General features: G+C 73.8%; 12 protein-coding genes. 9 read left to right on the top strand and 3 right to left on the bottom strand.

Annotated elements, in window-relative coordinates:
• Positions 1 to 16 precede the first annotated feature (16 nt).
• The 4 genes from ACLWS4_RS14770 to ACLWS4_RS14755 all read left to right on the top strand — a co-directional run bounded on the left by ACLWS4_RS14770 (position 17) and on the right by ACLWS4_RS14755 (position 3,140).
• Positions 17 to 1,003 carry an aldo/keto reductase gene (locus tag ACLWS4_RS14770; RefSeq protein WP_117487120.1) on the top strand — a complete coding sequence of 329 codons (987 nt, stop codon included), beginning with the start codon at positions 17 to 19 and terminating at the stop codon, positions 1,001 to 1,003.
• A gap of 120 nt (positions 1,004 to 1,123) precedes the next feature.
• A complete protein-coding gene (locus tag ACLWS4_RS14765; RefSeq protein ID WP_380777825.1) occupies positions 1,124 to 1,771 on the top strand; it encodes a TetR/AcrR family transcriptional regulator in 648 nt (215 codons plus the stop codon).
• 87 nt (positions 1,772 to 1,858) lie between these two features.
• Positions 1,859 to 2,404, top strand: a complete 546-nt coding sequence (locus tag ACLWS4_RS14760; protein ID WP_416874342.1) for a DUF4188 domain-containing protein — start codon at positions 1,859 to 1,861, stop codon at positions 2,402 to 2,404.
• 61 nt (positions 2,405 to 2,465) lie between these two features.
• Positions 2,466 to 3,140 carry a C39 family peptidase gene (locus ACLWS4_RS14755; RefSeq protein ID WP_380777827.1) on the top strand — a complete coding sequence of 225 codons (675 nt, stop codon included), beginning with the start codon at positions 2,466 to 2,468 and terminating at the stop codon, positions 3,138 to 3,140.
• Positions 3,141 to 3,237: 97 nt separating this feature from the next.
• Here ACLWS4_RS14755 and ACLWS4_RS14750 read toward each other — a convergent pair whose 3' ends face one another.
• Positions 3,238 to 4,089, bottom strand: coding sequence for an SCO6745 family protein (locus ACLWS4_RS14750; protein ID WP_049649292.1), 852 nt, complete (start codon positions 4,087 to 4,089; stop codon positions 3,238 to 3,240).
• 316 nt (positions 4,090 to 4,405) lie between these two features.
• On the opposite strand from ACLWS4_RS14750, the gene rpe reads away from it, so the two are divergent.
• From rpe to ACLWS4_RS14725, 5 genes are all read left to right on the top strand, one after another.
• Entirely contained in the window at positions 4,406 to 5,089 is a 684-nt protein-coding gene (gene rpe / locus ACLWS4_RS14745) for a ribulose-phosphate 3-epimerase (RefSeq protein WP_049649291.1), read from the top strand.
• 178 nt (positions 5,090 to 5,267) lie between these two features.
• Positions 5,268 to 6,227, top strand: a complete 960-nt coding sequence (locus ACLWS4_RS14740) for a pirin family protein (RefSeq protein ID WP_416874341.1) — start codon at positions 5,268 to 5,270, stop codon at positions 6,225 to 6,227.
• Between the two features lie 178 nt (positions 6,228 to 6,405).
• Positions 6,406 to 7,017: a hypothetical protein gene (locus ACLWS4_RS14735; RefSeq protein ID WP_416874340.1), complete on the top strand. Its 612-nt coding sequence runs from the start codon at positions 6,406 to 6,408 to the stop codon at positions 7,015 to 7,017.
• Positions 7,018 to 7,276: 259 nt separating this feature from the next.
• Positions 7,277 to 13,204, top strand: a complete 5,928-nt coding sequence (locus tag ACLWS4_RS14730; protein ID WP_416874339.1) for a hypothetical protein — start codon at positions 7,277 to 7,279, stop codon at positions 13,202 to 13,204.
• On the top strand, positions 13,201 to 14,718 hold the full coding sequence (locus ACLWS4_RS14725) for a hypothetical protein (protein ID WP_416874338.1): 1,518 nt from the start codon (positions 13,201 to 13,203) through the stop codon (positions 14,716 to 14,718). Before ACLWS4_RS14730 ends, ACLWS4_RS14725 begins: the two co-directional genes overlap by 4 nt.
• A gap of 94 nt (positions 14,719 to 14,812) precedes the next feature.
• Here the strand turns inward: ACLWS4_RS14725 and ACLWS4_RS14720 are convergent, their stop codons facing one another.
• Both ACLWS4_RS14720 and ACLWS4_RS14715 read right to left on the bottom strand, forming a co-directional pair.
• On the bottom strand, positions 14,813 to 15,376 hold the full coding sequence (locus tag ACLWS4_RS14720) for a CGNR zinc finger domain-containing protein (protein WP_416874337.1): 564 nt from the start codon (positions 15,374 to 15,376) through the stop codon (positions 14,813 to 14,815).
• A complete protein-coding gene (locus ACLWS4_RS14715; RefSeq protein ID WP_416874379.1) occupies positions 15,373 to 17,079 on the bottom strand; it encodes an ABC-F family ATP-binding cassette domain-containing protein in 1,707 nt (568 codons plus the stop codon). The genes ACLWS4_RS14720 and ACLWS4_RS14715 overlap by 4 nt, the downstream gene beginning before the upstream one ends.
• Between the last annotated feature and the right edge of the window lie 5 nt (positions 17,080 to 17,084).

Raw genomic sequence — 17,084 nt, 5'->3', positions numbered from 1 at the left:
TCTTGGGTGGGGCGCCATGGAGTACACCCACCTCGGCCGCACCGGCCTGACCGTCTCCCGCCTCTGCCTCGGCACCATGAACTTCGGCCCCCACACCGAGGAGGCCGAGGCCCACCGCCTCATGGACGCCGCCCACGAGCACGGCATCAACTTCTTCGACACCGCCAACACGTACGGCCGCGACCGCGAGGGCCGGCTGCGCGGGCGTACCGAGGAGATCATCGGCCGCTGGTTCGCCAAGGGCGGCGGCCGCCGCGAGCGCACCGTCCTCGCCACCAAGGTCTACGGCGACATGGGGGACTGGCCCAACGAGAGCAGGCTCTCCGCGGTCGCCGTCCGCAAGGCCGTCGAGGCCAGCCTGCGCCGCCTCCAGACCGACCACATCGACCTCTACCAGATGCACCACATCGACCGGGCCACGCCCTGGGAGGAGATCTGGCAGGCGATGGAGGTCCTGGTCGCCCAGGGCAAGATCGTCTACGTGGGCTCCAGCAACTTCGCCGGCTGGCACATCGCCCAGGCCCAGGAGACCGCCCGCGCCCGCCACTTCCTCGGCCTGGTCAGCGAGCAGTCCCTCTACAACCTGCTCGACCGGGCGGTCGAACTCGAAGTCGTCCCCGCCCTCCAGCACTACGGCCTCGGGCTGATCCCGTGGTCCCCGCTGCGCAGCGGCCTGCTCGGCGGCGTCCTGCGCAAGGAGCGCGAGGGCACCCGGGACCGCAGCGGCATGGCCCTCGCGAACGAACTCCTCGCCAAGCACCGCGACCGCATCCAGGCCTATGAGGACCTCGCCGCCGAACTCGGCGCCGACCCCGCCGACCTCGCCCTCGCCTGGCTCCTCTCCCGCCCCGTCGTCACCGCCCCCATCATCGGCCCCCGCACCAGGGCCCACCTCGACGCCGCCGTCGGCGCGCTCGACCTCAAGCTCGACCAGAAGACCCTCGACCACCTCGACGAGCTCTTCCCGGGCCACCGCCCCGCCCCGGAGGACTACGCCTGGTAGTCCGCCCGCGCCCCGGCTTCGGCCCGGCTTCGGCCCGGCCCCGGCCGGTGCCTCCGTCGCGCCCCCGGCGGCCGTGGAAGACGGCCTGGCCGGGGGCGCGGCTGTGGTAGCAAGGCAGGCATGAGGGAGCGGGAGCAGGAGCGGGAGCGGGCGCGGAAGCGGGGCGGGGGCCGGGGGGCGTACCACCACGGGGCGTTGCCGGAGGCGTTGGTGGCGGCGGCGTTCGAGGTGCTGGACGAGCAGGGGCAGGAGAAGGTCAGCGTGCGGGAGGTGGCGCGCCGGGCCGGGGTGTCGGCGGGGGCGCCGTTCCGTCACTTCGCCGACCGGCAGGCGCTGTTGACCGCGCTGGCGGACCGGGTGCTGGCGGACTTCGTGCGCTGGCAGGAGGCCCAGGTGGCGGCCGCCGGGCCGGACGGCAGGTCGGTGATGCGGGCGATCGGGCTGGGGGTCGTCCGGTACGTGCTGCGCCATCCGCGGCGGTTCGAGCTGGTGCGTTCGCGGGTGTTCGCCGCCTCGCGGGACCCGGAGCTGAGCGAGCGGCTGGACGGCATCGACCGGGTGTTCACGGACCTGATCGTCGCGGACCAGGAGGCGGGCCTGCTGCGCCCCGGGGATCCGGCGCTGGTCGGGCTGGCCGGGCAGGCGCTGGTGTACGGGCTGGCGCAGATGATCCTGGACGGCTACCTGCCGGCCGCGGCGGCGGAGGAGCTGGCCTGCCAGGTGATGGACACCTTCGGCCAGGGGATCGCCAACCACCCTTCGCCGTAACCGAATTGTGCGCTGGACGAGCCTTGACCGGGCCATTCCGCGCTGATGTAATCACCGATTACATCGGCACGGGCACGGGAGGCAGAGATGTCCTTGTTCGCCAAGCCGCAGCCGGGCTACACCACGGCCGCCGCCACCGGCGACACCGTGGTGCTGCTGATCGGCATGCGGATCAACCGCTTCTGGGCCGTGCACCACTGGGGCCCGGTGATGTTCTCGATGCTCCGGATGCTGTACGAGCTGGGCCGCGCCCCCGAGCGCGGCCTGCGCGGCCGCGTCCTGCTGACCGCCTCGCCGCGCACCTACTACGTCGTCCAGTACTGGGAGTCGAAGGAGAAGCTGTACGGCTACGCGAGCGCGCCGGACGGCTTCCACCACACGGTGTGGGGCATCGTCAACCGCAAGCTGCGGCAGGGCAAGGCGCGCGGCCACGTCGGGCTCTGGCACGAGACGTACATCGTGCCGCAGGGCGGGTACGAGGCGATCTACTTCGACATGCCGCCGTTCGGCCTGGCCGGTGCCACCGGCTCGCTGCCGCTGGAGGCGCGCGGCCGGCGGGCGTCGCAGCGGCTGGCCTACCGGGAGCCGGAGTCCGGTGGGGTGGAGCCGGCCGAGCCGGGGACCGGCGCCTGAGTACGGCCGCGCAGGGAGTGTCGTGAGCCGCCCGGCCGCCGCGCCGTGAGAGCGTCGGGGGATGGTGGATCGGGGCGACGCGCGGCCGGAGGCGCCGGCGCGGCCGGTACGGGTGGTGCACGAGGTGCCGTACCGCGCGCAGTGGGAGTCGGCGGAGCTGGTGCGGGAGATCGTCGACGGGCGGCTGGACGCGTCCGCCGACCCGCGCTGGGGGCAGTCCGGAGCGGCCAGCGCGGAGGAGTACGCGTGGTGGTCCTGGCGGCTGTGCGGGGTGGCCTGCCTGCGGATGGCACTGGCGCACTGGTGGGGCGTGAACCCGGCGGCGATGGCGCTCGCGGAGGAGTGCCTGGCGGCCGGCGCGTACCTGCGGGACGGCGACGGCCTGCGCGGGCTGATCCACGCGCCGTTCGCCGGGTACGTCGAGCGGCGCTGGGGACTGGCCGCGCGGGCCCGGGAGTTGACGCCCGAGGAGGTGTCGGCCGAGGTGGTCGGCGGCCGGCTGGTGATGCTCTCGGTGCACCCGTCGATCCGGGAGCCGTACGGGCCGGAGCCGGTGCGGCGCGGCGGGCACCTGGTGCTGGCGGTGGGCGCCACGGACACGGCGCTGCTGGTCCACAACCCCTCCGGGTTCCCGGGGGAGTCGCAGGCCTTCGCGCGCGTGCCGTGGCGGTCGTTCGGGCGGTTCTACGCCGGGCGGGCGATCGTGCTCGGCCCGCCCGGGGCGCTCTCGTCCTGAAGGCGCGGACTGGCCCTGGCGTTGTCCTCGCCCTGGGGTCGCGGACTGGCCGTGGCTGCGCCCTCGCCCCGACGGCGCGGACCGGGCGGGCCGGCCGTCACTGGTTGTCCGGCAGCCCCATCGGGTTGATCGGCAGCTCGCTGCGACAGAGCGCCGAGATCGGCTTCAACGCCGCCGCCAGCCGGTCGAGTTCGGCGCGCGGGTAGTCGTCCCAGACCCGGGCGGCGGCCAGGTCGGTGGCGGCCTCCAGGGTCTGGTGGCGGATCCGGCCGAGCTCGGTGACCGTCCCCTCGGCGGTCAGCCAGCCGCGCTCGACCAGGCGCTCGGCGGCCGCCTCCCACTCGGCGTCCGTCCACCCGCGCAGCGGCTGGATCATCTCGCGCCGCATGTCCATCGCGCAGCGGACCACCAGCGCCTCGCAGCCGTCCAGCCCGGCCGCCACCAGGGCGGCCACGTGGCCGTCGCCGCGGTGCTCGCGCATCACGGTGGCGGCCTGCCAGAGCCGCTCGTAGAGGCCGCTCGGGCGGGGGAGCGCGGCGTTGGCGGCGGCCAGCACCCGGCCGGCGCAGTCCAGCCGGGTGGCGGCCTGCTCCAGGGTCTCGGCGACCAGCTCCACCTGGTTCTTGTCCACGTGCTCCAGCAGCCGGCCCAGGATCGTCGCCGAGGCCTTCAGTCGAACGGCCAGCGCCTCCTCCGGGCTCGCGTGGTTCCACACCTCCGGCAGGGCCCGCTCGACCATCGCCGGAGCGAAGTTGAAGAACGCGGCGGTGACCGGCGGGGCGTCCACCGCTCCGAGCGGGGCCGCGCGGGTGGCGAAGTAGCCGTGCAGGCGGCCGTGCAGACCGGCCTCCTCGAAGGCGGATCGGCCCTCGGGCAGGAAGTAGGTGACGGCGTGCACCGGCTCGAAGAGCCACCACAACGCGCGGGCGGGGTGGACGAGATCGGTCATCGAGGGACCTTCCTCGGACGGAGCCCCGGGCGGGCCGGGGCGCTCGGCTGGTCGGGACGACGGCCCGGCGGGAGCCGCGGCGGATGCGTGGACCGGTCACGCGGCAGGAGCGTGGACCGTTCACCTGGCAGGTGCGTGGACCGTACAAGGGCTGATGACCACGGGGAAGGCCCCGGTAACCCCCGAGGGGGTGTGATGACGGTCACGCGGGGGCGGCGCCGTGCGGTCGGCGGCGGTACGGCACGGGATGATGGGATGAGGTGCCCGCTCCGGGGGCGCCGAGCCCTCGCAAGCCCTCGTACGAAGGTAGTCGGTCATGGCCCAGATCAACCCCAGCATCCTGTCCGCGGACTTCGCCCGGCTCGCCGACGAGGCCGAGGCCGTCCGGGGTTCCGACTGGCTGCACGTGGACGTCATGGACAACCACTTCGTGCCCAACCTCACCCTCGGTGTCCCGGTGGTCGAGTCGCTCGCCCGCGCCACCGACATCCCGCTCGACCTCCACCTGATGATCGAGGACCCGGACCGCTGGGCCCCGCAGTACGTCGAGGCCGGCGCCGGCTCGGTCACCTTCCACGTCGAGGCCGCCGCCGCGCCCGTCCGCCTCGCCCGCGAGATCCGCGCCAAGGGCGCCCGCGCCTCGATGGCGCTCAAGCCCGGCACCCCGATCGAGCCGTACGAGGACCTGCTGCCCGAGCTCGACATGGTGCTGATCATGACCGTCGAGCCCGGCTTCGGCGGCCAGGCCTTCCTGGACATCATGCTGCCGAAGATCCGCCGCACCCGGGAGCTGATCGCCAAGCACGACCTGGAGCTGTGGCTCCAGGTGGACGGCGGCGTCGCGGCGAGCACGATCGAGCGCTGCTCGGAGGCGGGCGCGGACGTGTTCGTGGCCGGTTCGGCGGTATACGGGGCCGAGGACCCGGCCGAGGCGGTCCGCAACCTGCGGGGGCTCGCCGAGAAGGCGGCGGCCGACGCCTGGTGGGCCTGCGGGCACTGAGGGCTCCGGGGGCGGCGGCCCGTCGCCGGTGACGGCGCCGCCGGATGGCCGGGCACGGGTGGAGGAACCCCGCACCGTGGCGGATGATCGGTGACGGTGTCCTCCGTGATCGGTGACGGTGTCCTCCGAGGAGCCGAGGACCCCGCCCGGCCCCTCTCCGTACGGTGGTGGAACCGCGATGAGCAACCTCGACCTCAAGCCGGCCCCGACCAGCTGCGGCCGCGAGGCCGGCACCGGCCCGGCGAAGGACCTGCTGACGGCCCGTCAGTTCCCGCTCGGCACAGGCACGGTGGTCCGCCGCCTGCTGCCCAACCTCGGCCGCCGGATGGTCGGAGCCTGGTGCTTCGTGGACCACTACGGCCCCGACGACATCGCCGACGAGCCCGGCATGCAGGTCCCGCCGCACCCGCACATGGGCCTCCAGACGGTCAGCTGGCTCCACCAGGGCGAGGTGCTGCACCGCGACAGCCTGGGCAGCCTCCAGACCGTCCGGCCGTACGAGCTGGGCCTGATGACCTCCGGCCGGGCGATCTCCCACTCCGAGGAGTCCCCCCGCCCGCACGCCCGCCACCTGCACGGCGCCCAGCTCTGGGTCGCCCTCCCGGAGGCCGGCCTCCGCCTCGCCCCCGCCTTCGAGCACCACCCCGACCTGCCCGTGGTCACCGCCCCGGGCCTGCGCGCCACCGTCATCCTCGGCACCCTCGACACCGCCACCTCGCCCGGCACCACCCACACCCCGCTGGTCGGCGCCGACCTCGCCCTCACCGGCGGCGCGGACCTCCGCCTCCCGCTCGTCCCCGACTTCGAGTACGCCGTCCTCGCCATGTCCGGCCGCGTAGACGTCGACGGCGTCCCGGTCGAGCCCGGCTCCATGCTCTACCTCGGCTGCGGCCGCCCCGACCTCCCCCTCCGCGCCGCCGCCGACGCCGCCGTCCTCCTCCTCGGCGGCGAGCCCTTCGACGAGAAGATCGTCATGTGGTGGAACTTCATCGGCCGCACCACCGACGACATCGCCCAGGCCCGCGCCGACTGGATGACCGGCACCCGCTTCGGCGAGGTCCACGGCTACGCCGGCGCCCGCCTCCCCGCCCCGGAACTCCCCACCGTCCCCCTCAAGGCCCGCGGCCGCGAGCGCTGACCCGGCGGTTCACGCGGTCGGCGAGGGCGCCGTTCGCGGCCGGAACCGACGGGGACGGCGTCGGCTGGGGGGTGCGGGCAGCCTGATTTCCGTCGGCCGACTACTACAATGCGGAATCCAAGAACGCGGATATCAGGATCAGGGTGGGGGACGAATGGCGGCAACGGAAGACTCGGTCATGGTCGATCGCGACGCCTACCTCGATGTCCGCTCCCGCAGCGCGTCCGTCTTCGACCTCGACGCCAGACTGCCCGGCCAGGTTTTCCGGAAGAACGCGGGGGATTCGCTGTTCTGCGAGTTCGACGCGGTCCTCACCCGGGAGTTCTGGCCGGCGCTCTGCGCGATGGCCCGGTGGCACGGCGACGACCGCGTCGACCTGCTGGTTCTCAAGCCCGGTGCCGACGAGTTCTACCTTCCGGAGTGTGGGACGTACCCGGCGGTGTCGCTGTCCGTCGACGCGGGCATGGACGACTACTGGGAGAGGATCGGCTTCACGTCGGACGATGATTTCGCGGAGTCGATCGCGGTTTCCGCCAATGTCATCGCGGTGACCGGCCCTTCCGGACGGTGGGGGTGCTGGGGCGAGAGGGATCCCGAGGTCGCGGTTTTCCGGGGATTTCCGGATGCGGCCACGCGGAACGAATGGCGCGAGCGGTTCGGACCCTTCCTCGAGGTGTCGGGCGCACTGGAGTCGTATGTCTCGATGGCCTTTTGGCTCCATGGCATCCCGGACGCCTTCGCGGCGGCCCTGACCGCCAACTACGGACCTCCCGACGGTAGGACGCCGTAACATCACGGGGTTCCACCGGAGTTGCGGTGACGCTCCACAGCGTCCCTGGCAGGGCTCCTGTCGGCCCGGGGATGCGGGCGGGGGACGAGGCCGCCCGACCACGCGGGTGGTGCGTCGGCGGGTGGCGGGGTCCAGGCCGGGCATGAGCTCCTTCGTCTGCGCGACCGCCTGGCAATCCTGATGTTTGAAAGCCGGGAGATACCGCTGTACTGCCCGATTCCCCTGCGGGCGGGGCAGGGGCCGTGTGAGGATGTGCGGCGTGCCGCCAGCTCCCGAGCTCCGCCGTTGGCTCTCCAGCCAGCCGCCGGACGCCGTTCAGCATCTGCTCGCCTTCCTCGCCGTCGTGCACGGCCAACCCTTCGGTTACAAGGGTGAACCGACCGGACAGGTCCGTGCGAGTGCCGCGGGTATGCGCTCCTGGGTCGCCAAGGCCCCCGCGGATCTGCTCCTGCACATAGCCGACGTCGGGCGCGGGGTCGCCGACAAGATGGCTCGTCAACACGGCTTTGCGAAGCAGGGCTTACGGGACGCGGACGCCGAGCGTCTGAGGTCGGCGTTGACGAGCCTGCCGCCGTCGCTCGCCTGCCTCGCCCTCCACTGGTATCCGCTGTCCGATGAGGACACGCCCGAACGCGGCCGTGTCCTGGAGCATTGGGACACCCTGTGGGAGGCCGCTGTGACATCGGCGGACTGGCCCGAGCCGAAACGCGGCCGCCGTGCGAGCAAGGCGGAGCCGACCGCGCCCGGCGCGGCCTCGGAGGAGGCCCGGTACGGCGACCCGCACAGCACGCGGCCCGAAGCCGCAGACAGGGGGAACGTGGTGTCCGGCGACCTGGCGGAGCAGCTTGAGTCCGCTGCGCAGCGCCTGCGCGGGGAAGGCGAGGCGCTGGCCGAGCGGCTGGAGGGCCTGGCGGTGGACGTCCGCAGAGGAGTGGGGCGGCGGGACGCCGACCTGTCCGCGGCCGTGGACGCCTGGTTCGGTCTGCGGGCCGCCACCGCCGAGTTGGCGCTGGGACTCGGTGGCGACGTCCAGTGGGCGGTCGCGCAGACCCACGATGACCTCGACCGGATCCTGGCGGACGTCCGCTCGGCCAAGGTCGGGGAGGAGATCGCGACGGCCCTGGTGGAGCGCGAGAGGCTCGTCGCCATGCTGGGCGCGGTGACCTATCCGGGTGTGCGGACCGCGCTGCAGGTGGAGGTCGACGCCATCGACGCCCGGCTCCAGGAGCTTCGGGCGCTCGGTGCACCGCAGCTCGGGACCCGTCCGGCCGACGCCACCCCTCAGGCCGACGCCACCCGCCCGGAGGAGTCCGTCGAGCGGGCCGTGACAGGCGGTGCCGCCGGCGGGGAACCGCCCGCGTCGGCAGATGCGGGTGCCGTCCCCGCCGCGGTCGAGGTCGACGCACAGGCGCCGGACGCCGTCTTCGACGGGCCCGGGCAGTTCGCCGACACCCTCGACACGCCGGTCCCCGAGGAGGAGCGGGAAGGCCCGGAAGCCGTACGGGCGGAGCCCGCGGCGGGCGGCAGCGCGACCGGGCCCGAGCCGGCGCCGGTCGGTGCGACCCTCACGCCGGTGGGCCCGGCCGCGGCTCCGCGGACGGCGGACGAGCCGGGCGGCCGCCCCAGGCCCGCCGCCACTGCCACCGCCGTTGGAACCAACCAACTGCCGAGTCCGTCAAGGCCGTTGGCGGAACCGCGCGTCGTCCGCCCGATCGGCATCCCGAAGCAGGCGTCGGCCGAGGCCGAGCCGAAGACCGCCAAGGTGGTCGAGGCACCGGTGGCCGTCGAACCGGCCACCGACGTCTGGACCCGGACCGGCGACTGTCCCTCCCCGGTCGAGCAGATGGTGGCCGAGGGCAGGTTGGCCGAGGCGTACTGGCTGACCCGGGCCGCCCGGGAGCGCCAGGAGCGGTGCCAGTCCCTGGCCTTCGCCACGTCGGCGTTCGGGCTGGCCCCGGGGCAGCAGGCGGCGATAGCCCTGCAGGTCGGCGTCGAGGACAAGGCGCTGCCGACCGCCGAGGACCGGGACGGCTACCTCATCGCCCTGGCCGCCGCGGTGCGCAGCGGACTGCAGGCCGGCTGGGCACTGCCGATCGTCAACGACTTCGCACAGCTCCCCGGCCTGCCCGAGGTCTGGAACGAGCTCTTCCGGACGCTGGCGCTGGAGATCCGCCGGGGGGTCTCCGTCCAGCCGGGCGACGAGGTCCGGCTCGGGCAGGACGACACCGTCGATCCGGCGGACCTGCGCGATCGGGCGGAGGCCCTCAGGGCCCGTCTGGGGACCAGCAAGACGGCGTACCAGCTCGCGTCCCGGGTGCTCCAGACCCTGCTCAAGGACGACGCGGAGCTCGGGCACACCCTCAACCTGATCGTGGCGTGGTCGGTGGGCGGCGCCACCTCGGAGCAGCTTCGTCAGGACCTGGAGGGCACCTACGGGGAGGCCGACGCGATCGATCGGATCATCAAGGAGACGACGCGCCGGGTCAGTTCGCCCAACCAGCGGAAGACCAAGATCATCGCCACCGCCCTGGACCAACTGCGGGGACGGATCGGGGAGGTGACGACGCTGCTGCGCGAGGCGGTGCAGGTCGCCGAGATGCCGCCGCGCGGCGACAACCGGCGACTCGGGAGCGAACTGCTCGTCGCGCTCCGGGCGGCGGGGAAGTCGGCCCTGCTGCCGGGCCCCGGCGGCGAAGCGGTCCGGCTGCTGCTCGACTGGATCGGCGACGGAGTCTCCCGGGGCGCCTCACGGGCCCTGCCCGGTCTGCCCGGTACCGACGCGCTGCTGGTCCTGCCGCGCCTGGCCTGGACCGCGGCGGCCGACGGCCAGGACACGCCGGACCTCGCCGCACCGGACGTCCTGGACGCCCTGCTGGAGGTCCTGAAGCCGGCCGACCCCGGAAAGGCGTTCGGCGCCCACCTCGACCGCGGTGACCTGCACATCGCCGCGCGGCTCCTCGACCTCGCGGGAGCGGGTCGGCTGGGCGCCCTCCCCGCACCCGAGGTGAACCAGCCGGACGCGTGGCGGCGCCGGCTCGGTGACGCCGAGGCCCAGTGGCGGCTCAGGGCCGAGACGGCCCTGCGCAAGGCCGACGACCTCTTCGCGCACGTCCGGCTGCAGAACCTGCTCACCCCCGAGCAGGAGAGCCATCTGGCGGCCCGGCTCCTCGACCTCAAGACCTCGGACCGGAGCCTGCGGTTCCGTCATCTGCTGGAGCGGGTGCGGGACGTCGTCGCCCTGCTGGACGAGCGGGTGTCGGAGAAGACGGACCAGCTGCGCGAGCAACTGGTCGACCTGAACCTCGACGGGGCGGACCTCGCCCGGATCAGCGCCCTGATCGACCGCGGCGACGTCGCCACCGCGGAGGAGCTGCTCTCCTTCGCCCGCAAGGGCGACCGCATCCCGGAGCAGGTCGCGGAGACCGGCACCGAGCTGGCGGCCTTCCTGGAGGGCGTGCGCCACCCGGAGTCGCCCAGGGCCAGCAGCACCGGAGTCGACGCGCGGTGGTGGTTCGACCACTACGCGCGCGGGCGCTCCGGTCAGGCGGAGACCGACGCGGTCACCGGCGCCTTGGAGGCCTGGGAGTCGCTCGGGCGGCTGAACGAGCGCCGCAACTCCTTCCAGAAGCACGTCCCCAGCGTGCTGCGGATGCTCGGCCTGAGCGTCAAGGCCCCGGTCCGGCTGGTCGACCAGGACCGCAAGGACTGGCAGGTGATGACGCTCTCGGTCACCGCGGAGATAAGCGACAACGTCCCGGGCTACGTGTCCCGGATCGGCTCCCGGGCCAAGGGCAGTTACCGGGTCCTCATCGTCGGCACCGAGGAGCTCGGCCCCGACGCCCTGCTGCGCCACCTGCCCGAGTCCGCGCTCGGCGCCAACATCATCCTCTACCTGCAGCCGCTCGGCATCAGCGGGCGCCGGCGCCTCGCCCAGGCCTCCCACCAGAAGCCGCAGCAGGCGATCGTCGTCGACCCGGCCGTGTTCGGCTGGATCGCCGCCGGTGAGGCCCGCTCCTTCCGCGCGGTGCAGCGGGTGACGCTGCCGTGGGCCGCGTACCGACCGTACGAGCCGTTCCAGGCCGGCCAGGTCGCCGCCGAGGTGTTCAAGGGCCGCGACGACGAGAAGCGCACGATCATGGCCCGTGAGGGCGGCCTCTTCCTCTACGGCGGGCGGCAGTTGGGCAAGTCCTCGCTGCTCCGGCAGGTGGCCGAGAGCTTCCGGGCGGGGCACGGCGGCAACCAGGTCGCGGTCTACACCGACCTGCGGTTCGCCGAGATCGGGCTCAGCCGGCTCCCGCAGGAGATCTGGAGCGTGCTGGCCCAGCAGTTGAAGGCCGCCGGGGTGCTCGACCGCAGCGTCTCGGAGCACGCCAGCGCCACCGCCATCGGCGACCAGATCCAGCAGTGGCTGAACGAGAGCGAGGAGCGCCGCATCCTCTTCCTCGCCGACGAGGCGGACGCGTTCCTCAACGCGGACGCCCGGCCGGTCGAGACGGCGGGGGCGCAGTCGACCTTCCGGACCCTCACCGGCCTGATGAAGCTGATGGCCGACACCGAGCGCCGTTTCAAGATCGTGTTCGCGGGCCTGCACCAGGTGCAGCGCTACAACCGGCTCACCAACTCCATCACCGGTCACGGCGGCGAGCCGGTCCTGGTCGGGCCGCTGCGCGCGAAGGCCGCGATCGACCTGGTCGTCGAACCGCTGGCCGCGGCCGGGCTGTTCTTCGAGAACCCCGATCTGGTCTGGAGCATCCTGGCGCTGACCAACAACCAGGCCAACCTCGTCCAGATCGTCTGCGAGGGACTGGTCGAGGAGATGCAGGGCCGAGCCCTCTCCACCGAGGGCGGGCGCCCCCGGATCACCAACGCCGACGTGCAGAAGGTCGTCGCGAAGGGAGGCATCCGGGACAAGATCCGCGACCGGCTCCGCCTGACCATCGACCTGGAGGACCGGTACCGGGTCCTGACGCTGATCCTGGCCCTGCGCAGCCTCACCCTCACGGACGGCTACGCCCGCGGCTACACGCCCCAGGAGCTGCAGGAGGAGGCGCACCGGGTGTGGCCGGACGGGTTCCCGGAGCAGAACGGCGTGGACGAGGTCCGCACCGACCTGGTGGAGATGGAGGGCCTCGGGCTGGTGCTCCCGCTCCCGGGCCGGAGCAACAGCTTCGTCATGCGCAGCCCGAACCTCGTCAACATGCTCGGCACCCGCGACGAGCTCGAAGCGGAGCTGCGCACCAGCGAGTTCACCCAGAAGTACGACTACAACCCGCGCGTCGCCCGCCGGTCCATCGGCGTCGACAGCGGACGGGTCATGCGGATGAGCCCGCTGACCGACGAGCAGTGGCATGACGCGCTGTCCCGGCGCGCCGCGGTGATCACGGCCTCGGCGGCGCTCGGTGCCGACTCCCTGGCCAAGGCGGCGGAGCAGCACGTCGGGAGGGAGTGCCAGGTCGTGTCCGCGGCACCCGCGGAGCTGACCCAGACCGTCACCAGGTGGGCCCGGGAGCGCTCGCCGCACCTGATCTTCGTCGACCTGCGGGGTGTGCCCGCGGCGGACGTGCGGGCCGCCGTCGAGCGGCTCGCCAAGTACGCCTCGGCGGCGGAGGAGGAGGGCAAGGAGATTCCGCGCCGCCGCGCGCTGGCCGTCGTCGACCCGTTGACCGCGCTCGGCCCCGACTTCCCGGAGGTGTCCCGGGCGCAGCCGCAGCGCTGGAACGCGACCAGCCTGCGGGCCTGGCCGGAGCAGCCGTTCGTCTCGGTCGAGGAGCGCCGCAACCTGATCGAGGTGACCGGCGGCTGGCCCGCCTTCGTCGAGCGGGCCATCGCCCAGTACCTCCAGGGCGCTCCCCGGGAGCGGCTCTTCGACGCGACGCGGGCCCTGACGGACGACCCCGATTTCGCCCGGAGCCATCTGCGGCGGGTCGGCCTCTCCGACCGCCGGGTCGAGCAGATGGCCGGCTGGGCCGACATGTTCAGCCCGGAGGAGCACCGACAGGGCAGGGCCCACGCCGTCCCGCAGGACCTGGCGGTGGTGCTCGACGACGACCTGGACGAGGCCGAGGCGCTGCTGGCGGATCTGGAGGCGCTCGGGGTCCTGGACGACGACGGCGAGGTCCTCACCGTCGACAGCGTCACCTTCCGCGCGCTCAAGGCCGTGGCGGGCGGGCAGGGCGGGTCGGTGTGACCGAGCTCGTCGATCCGGTCGGCGGGCTGTCCCCGGAGGCGGTCCGGTACCTGCCGGGCGCACGGCGCCACTGCGCCGGGGTGCTCGCCGACCTGCGCGCTGGGCTGACCTGCGTCTGGCTGTTCCCGGACGCCGAGGTGGAGTCGGAGCGCGCGGACCGGGCCGTGGAGGAGGTGGTCCACGGCCTGGACGACGTCGTGGAGGTTCCCGGCAAGGAGACGGGGCCGCGCTCGGCCCCGGCCGCGGCCCCGCCGGAGCCGCGGGTGCCCTGGGAGCCGCCCGGCGGCGGGGGTGGGTCGGCCGCCCACCATGCCGGGGAGCACCCCGAGGACACGTTCGACTTCGACGACGGCTTCGGGGACTGGGACCCGTTCGGGATCTTCGGCGGTGGGGGTCTCCGGGCGTCCGAGGGCCTGCCGCCCCCGGCCGTCGACTCCCGGTTCCCGGACGGTCCGGACGGCCCGGGCACCGACGTCGCCGCGCGCCTGGCCCGCAGCCTCGGCCTAGACGGGGACCTGGTCACCGAGCTGGTCGGCGACGCGGACGGCCGGGCGCCCGTGCTCGTCGTCCGGGCCTGGACCGAGGCGGACCCGCACGGGGTCTCCCGGCTGCTGCGCCGGTTCCAGGCCGCCGTGAAGGAGGCCGGCCTCAGGCCGAGCGATCGTCCGCGGCTGCTGGTGGCCTCCCGGCTCCAGGACCTGGAGCCGGACACCACGGTGCTCCTCGACGGAACGGTGTCCAGGGCGCACTGGTGGTGGGGGGTGTGGAACCACCTCGACACCGCCACCGTGGTCGCCGAGGCGATTCCGCACGCGGGCTCCGGGCAGGCCCACGACCGCATGACGCCGACCAAGCTCATCCGGCACGCCCTGCGCCGCGAGACCGTGGTCCAGACGGCCGGGCCCGATCTGGGACTGGCGGTGGAGCTGGCCAGGGTCTGGAGCGGCAGGACCGGGGAGCTGGCTTCCGCCCTGGGCGAGTGCTGCCCCGGGGATGGCACCGTCGGGCCGGGCTCCCAGGGCCGGAGCACGCCCGGAGCGGCGTACGCGCCGCTCCCCGAGAACGGCCTGCGCGAGGCGTGGTCGGCCGGGGCGGTCGACAGCTGGGAGGGGCAGATCCGGCACAGCCCCCGCTCCGGTGCGGGGGGATCCGGTGGCACGGAGCTCGACAAGCTGGTCTGGCAGGCCCAGAACCGCGTCCTGCTGCCCCTCATCGACGACGCCCGCGTCGGCTTCGTCGAGCTGCTTCCGCGCATAGCGGTACGCGGTGTCACCCGGCTCGTCGACACCTACGTCCGGCGGTCCCTGCGCGACGCCAACGGATCGTCGGCGGATCCGGCGTCCATGGAACTCGGTGAGCTCTACGACGCGGCGGTGCACCGGGACATCACCCTGACCGACGACCAGTTCGGCCGGCTGCGCACGCTCCGGCTGGCACGCAACAAGCTCGCCCATCGCACGCCGATCACCGATGCCCTGCTCCACGACCTGCTGGACGCGCTCTCCGGCCCCTGACACCCGCGCTGTCGGACAGCCCAGTCGGCGCGTGCGACGCCGAGCGGCCACGGCCCGCGCTGCGGGGCCGTGGCCGGAGGGGGTTCGGAGGGGGCTATCGGGCGGTCGTGGCGGACGGGGTCTTCTTCCGGGCGCGGTAGGCGGCGGCCTTGATCTTGTTGCCGCAGGAGTCCATGCCGCACCACTGGCGGCGCATGCCCCGGGAGCGGTCGATGTAGACCCGGGTGCACTCCGGGTTGCCGCACTCCTTCAGCAGGGGGACGTCCGGGCCGCTGAGGAGTTCGACCGCCTGGCGCGCGACGGTTGCCAGCGCCTGCTCGGGGGTCGCCTCGTTGTGCCGTCCGGTCAGGGTGAGCTGCGGTGTCACGGGCGGTTTGCGCGCGGCGCCGTTGAGTACGGCGAGTGCCTCGCGGTCGAAGGCCTCGCCGAGTCGGCGGTTGGTGATCAGCCGGTAGACGGCCTCGCGGACGGTGGTCGCCTCGTGGACGTCCTGCTCGTCACCGGGCGTGATCGTGTCCACCAGGCCGCAGTCCAGGTACCAGGCGTTCAGGCGCTCCGGCGTCACGAACATCTCGAACCGGACCGTGCGCCGTGCACGGAGCGTAGCGGCGAAGTCCAGGGCGGGGTGCCCGCAGACGAAGACATGGTCAAGGTTCACATCACCATGCTGGCAGGTGACTGTGTCGGGGGGCAATGACGGGTGGCGCCCGCCGGGTCGAGCCGCAGCTCGCGGCCCTGCCAGCGTCGGCGCAGCCAGCGGTCGTGGCTCGCGAGGACGATCGCGCCGGGACCGGCGCCGAAGGCCTCCTCCAGTTCGTCGCAGAGGCGCGGGGAGAGGTGGTTGGTGGGTTCGTCGAGCAGCAGCAGCGGGGGCGGTTCGGCCACCAGGAGCGCCAGTGCGAGCCGGCGGCGCTGCCCGACGGACAGCCGGTCGACGGGTTTGTCCAGGTCCGCCGCGTGCAGCAGGCCGAGCGATCCCAGCGGCACCCGCTCGGCGCGCGCCGCGCCCAGCGCCTGCTCGTAGGTGTCGCGGACGGTGCGGTAGGGCCGGTCGAACTCGGTGTTCTGGGTGAGCAGTCCGACCGTCAGTCCGGGGTGCCGGTGCACCGTGCCCTCGGCCGTGAGGTGGCCGGCGAGTACGGCGAGCAGTGTGGACTTGCCCGTCCCGTTGCCGCCCGTGACCAGCAGCCGGTCGTCCGGGGCGACGTCCAGGCTTTCGAGCGCGAGCCGGCCGGGCACCCGGAGGTCCCGGAGCGACACCAGGGGCCGGAGGCCCTCGCCGGTGTCGGACGGCGTGTGGGCGTCCGCCGCCAGGGATTCGACGGCGAACCGCAGCGGGCGCGGCGGTTCGGGGACCTGCGCGCGCTCCAGCTCCTCCAGTCGGCGGGCGGCGTTGCGCACCCGTCGGGAGACCTGGTTCTGCACCCGGCCCGCCCGGTGGCCGTAGCCCATCTTCTCGTTGTCGCGCGGCCCCCGGTCCGGTGCGACCAGGTGCGCGGTCACGCCGGCCGCGTGGCGCAGCTGCGCCAACTCCTGCTGCTCCTCGGCGAATCGCCGCTCCCAGCGGTCCCGCTCGGCGCGCCGCTCGCCCAGGTAGGCGCTGTAGTTGCCGCCGTAGCGGACCGGTCCGTCCACCGCCGGGTCGAGGTCGATCAGGTGGGTGCAGACGGCGTCGAGGAACGCCCGGTCGTGGGCGGCGACGACCACGGTGCCGGGCAGTGCGCGGACCTGCTCCTCCAGGAAGGCGGCGGCGCCGTCGTCGAGGTGGTTGGTCGGCTCGTCCAGCAGCAGCGCGGACGGCCGTCGGACCAGCAGCGCCGCGAGGGCCAGCCGGCCGCGCTGCCCGCCGGACAGCGAGCCGAGCGTGCGGTCGTGCCCGAGCGGGCCGAGGGTCGGCGAGCCGAGGCCCAGCCCGTCGAGGACCAGGGCGGCACGGCGGTCGGCGTCCCAGGACTCCCGGTACCGGGCCTGTTCCAGCCGCCTGCCGTAGGCGTCCAGGAGTTCCGGGTGGCCGGGGTCGGACTCCGGGAGCCGGGCGATCTCCGCGCCGAGCCGGTCCAGTTCCACCAGGTCCTCGCGGGCCTCGCGCAGCGCGTCGTCCAGGACGGCGGCGACGGTCGCGGCGGGGTCGAAGGGCATCTCCTGGTGCAGGAAGCCGAGGTCATCGGGGCGGGAGACGCTTCCCGCGTCGGGTTCGTCCACGCCGGCGAGCACCCGCAGCAGGGTGGACTTGCCGGCGCCGTTCTCCCCGATCAGGCCGATCCGGTGGCCGGGGGCGGCGGTCAGGCCGACGCCGTCGAGGACGCGACGACCGCCGAGGACGCGGACGAGGTCATGGGCGAGCAGGGCGTTCTGGGACAGGGGGA

Origin of the sequence: Kitasatospora sp. SC0581 (genome assembly GCF_048159585.1) — a bacterium.
Taxonomy (GTDB): Bacteria; Actinomycetota; Actinomycetes; order Streptomycetales; family Streptomycetaceae; genus Kitasatospora.
This window is presented reverse-complemented; position numbering and strand designations above follow the sequence as displayed.

Coding starts and splice junctions, on each gene's coding strand:
- ACLWS4_RS14760 (WP_416874342.1), top strand. CDS start 1,859: ATGTCCTTGTTCGCCAAGCCGCAGCCGGGCTACACCACGGCCGCCGCC.
- ACLWS4_RS14765 (WP_380777825.1), top strand. CDS start 1,124: ATGAGGGAGCGGGAGCAGGAGCGGGAGCGGGCGCGGAAGCGGGGCGGG.
- ACLWS4_RS14735 (WP_416874340.1), top strand. CDS start 6,406: ATGGTCGATCGCGACGCCTACCTCGATGTCCGCTCCCGCAGCGCGTCC.
- ACLWS4_RS14740 (WP_416874341.1), top strand. CDS start 5,268: ATGAGCAACCTCGACCTCAAGCCGGCCCCGACCAGCTGCGGCCGCGAG.
- ACLWS4_RS14750 (WP_049649292.1), bottom strand. CDS start 4,089: ATGACCGATCTCGTCCACCCCGCCCGCGCGTTGTGGTGGCTCTTCGAG.
- rpe (WP_049649291.1), top strand. CDS start 4,406: ATGGCCCAGATCAACCCCAGCATCCTGTCCGCGGACTTCGCCCGGCTC.
- ACLWS4_RS14770 (WP_117487120.1), top strand. CDS start 17: ATGGAGTACACCCACCTCGGCCGCACCGGCCTGACCGTCTCCCGCCTC.
- ACLWS4_RS14755 (WP_380777827.1), top strand. CDS start 2,466: ATGGTGGATCGGGGCGACGCGCGGCCGGAGGCGCCGGCGCGGCCGGTA.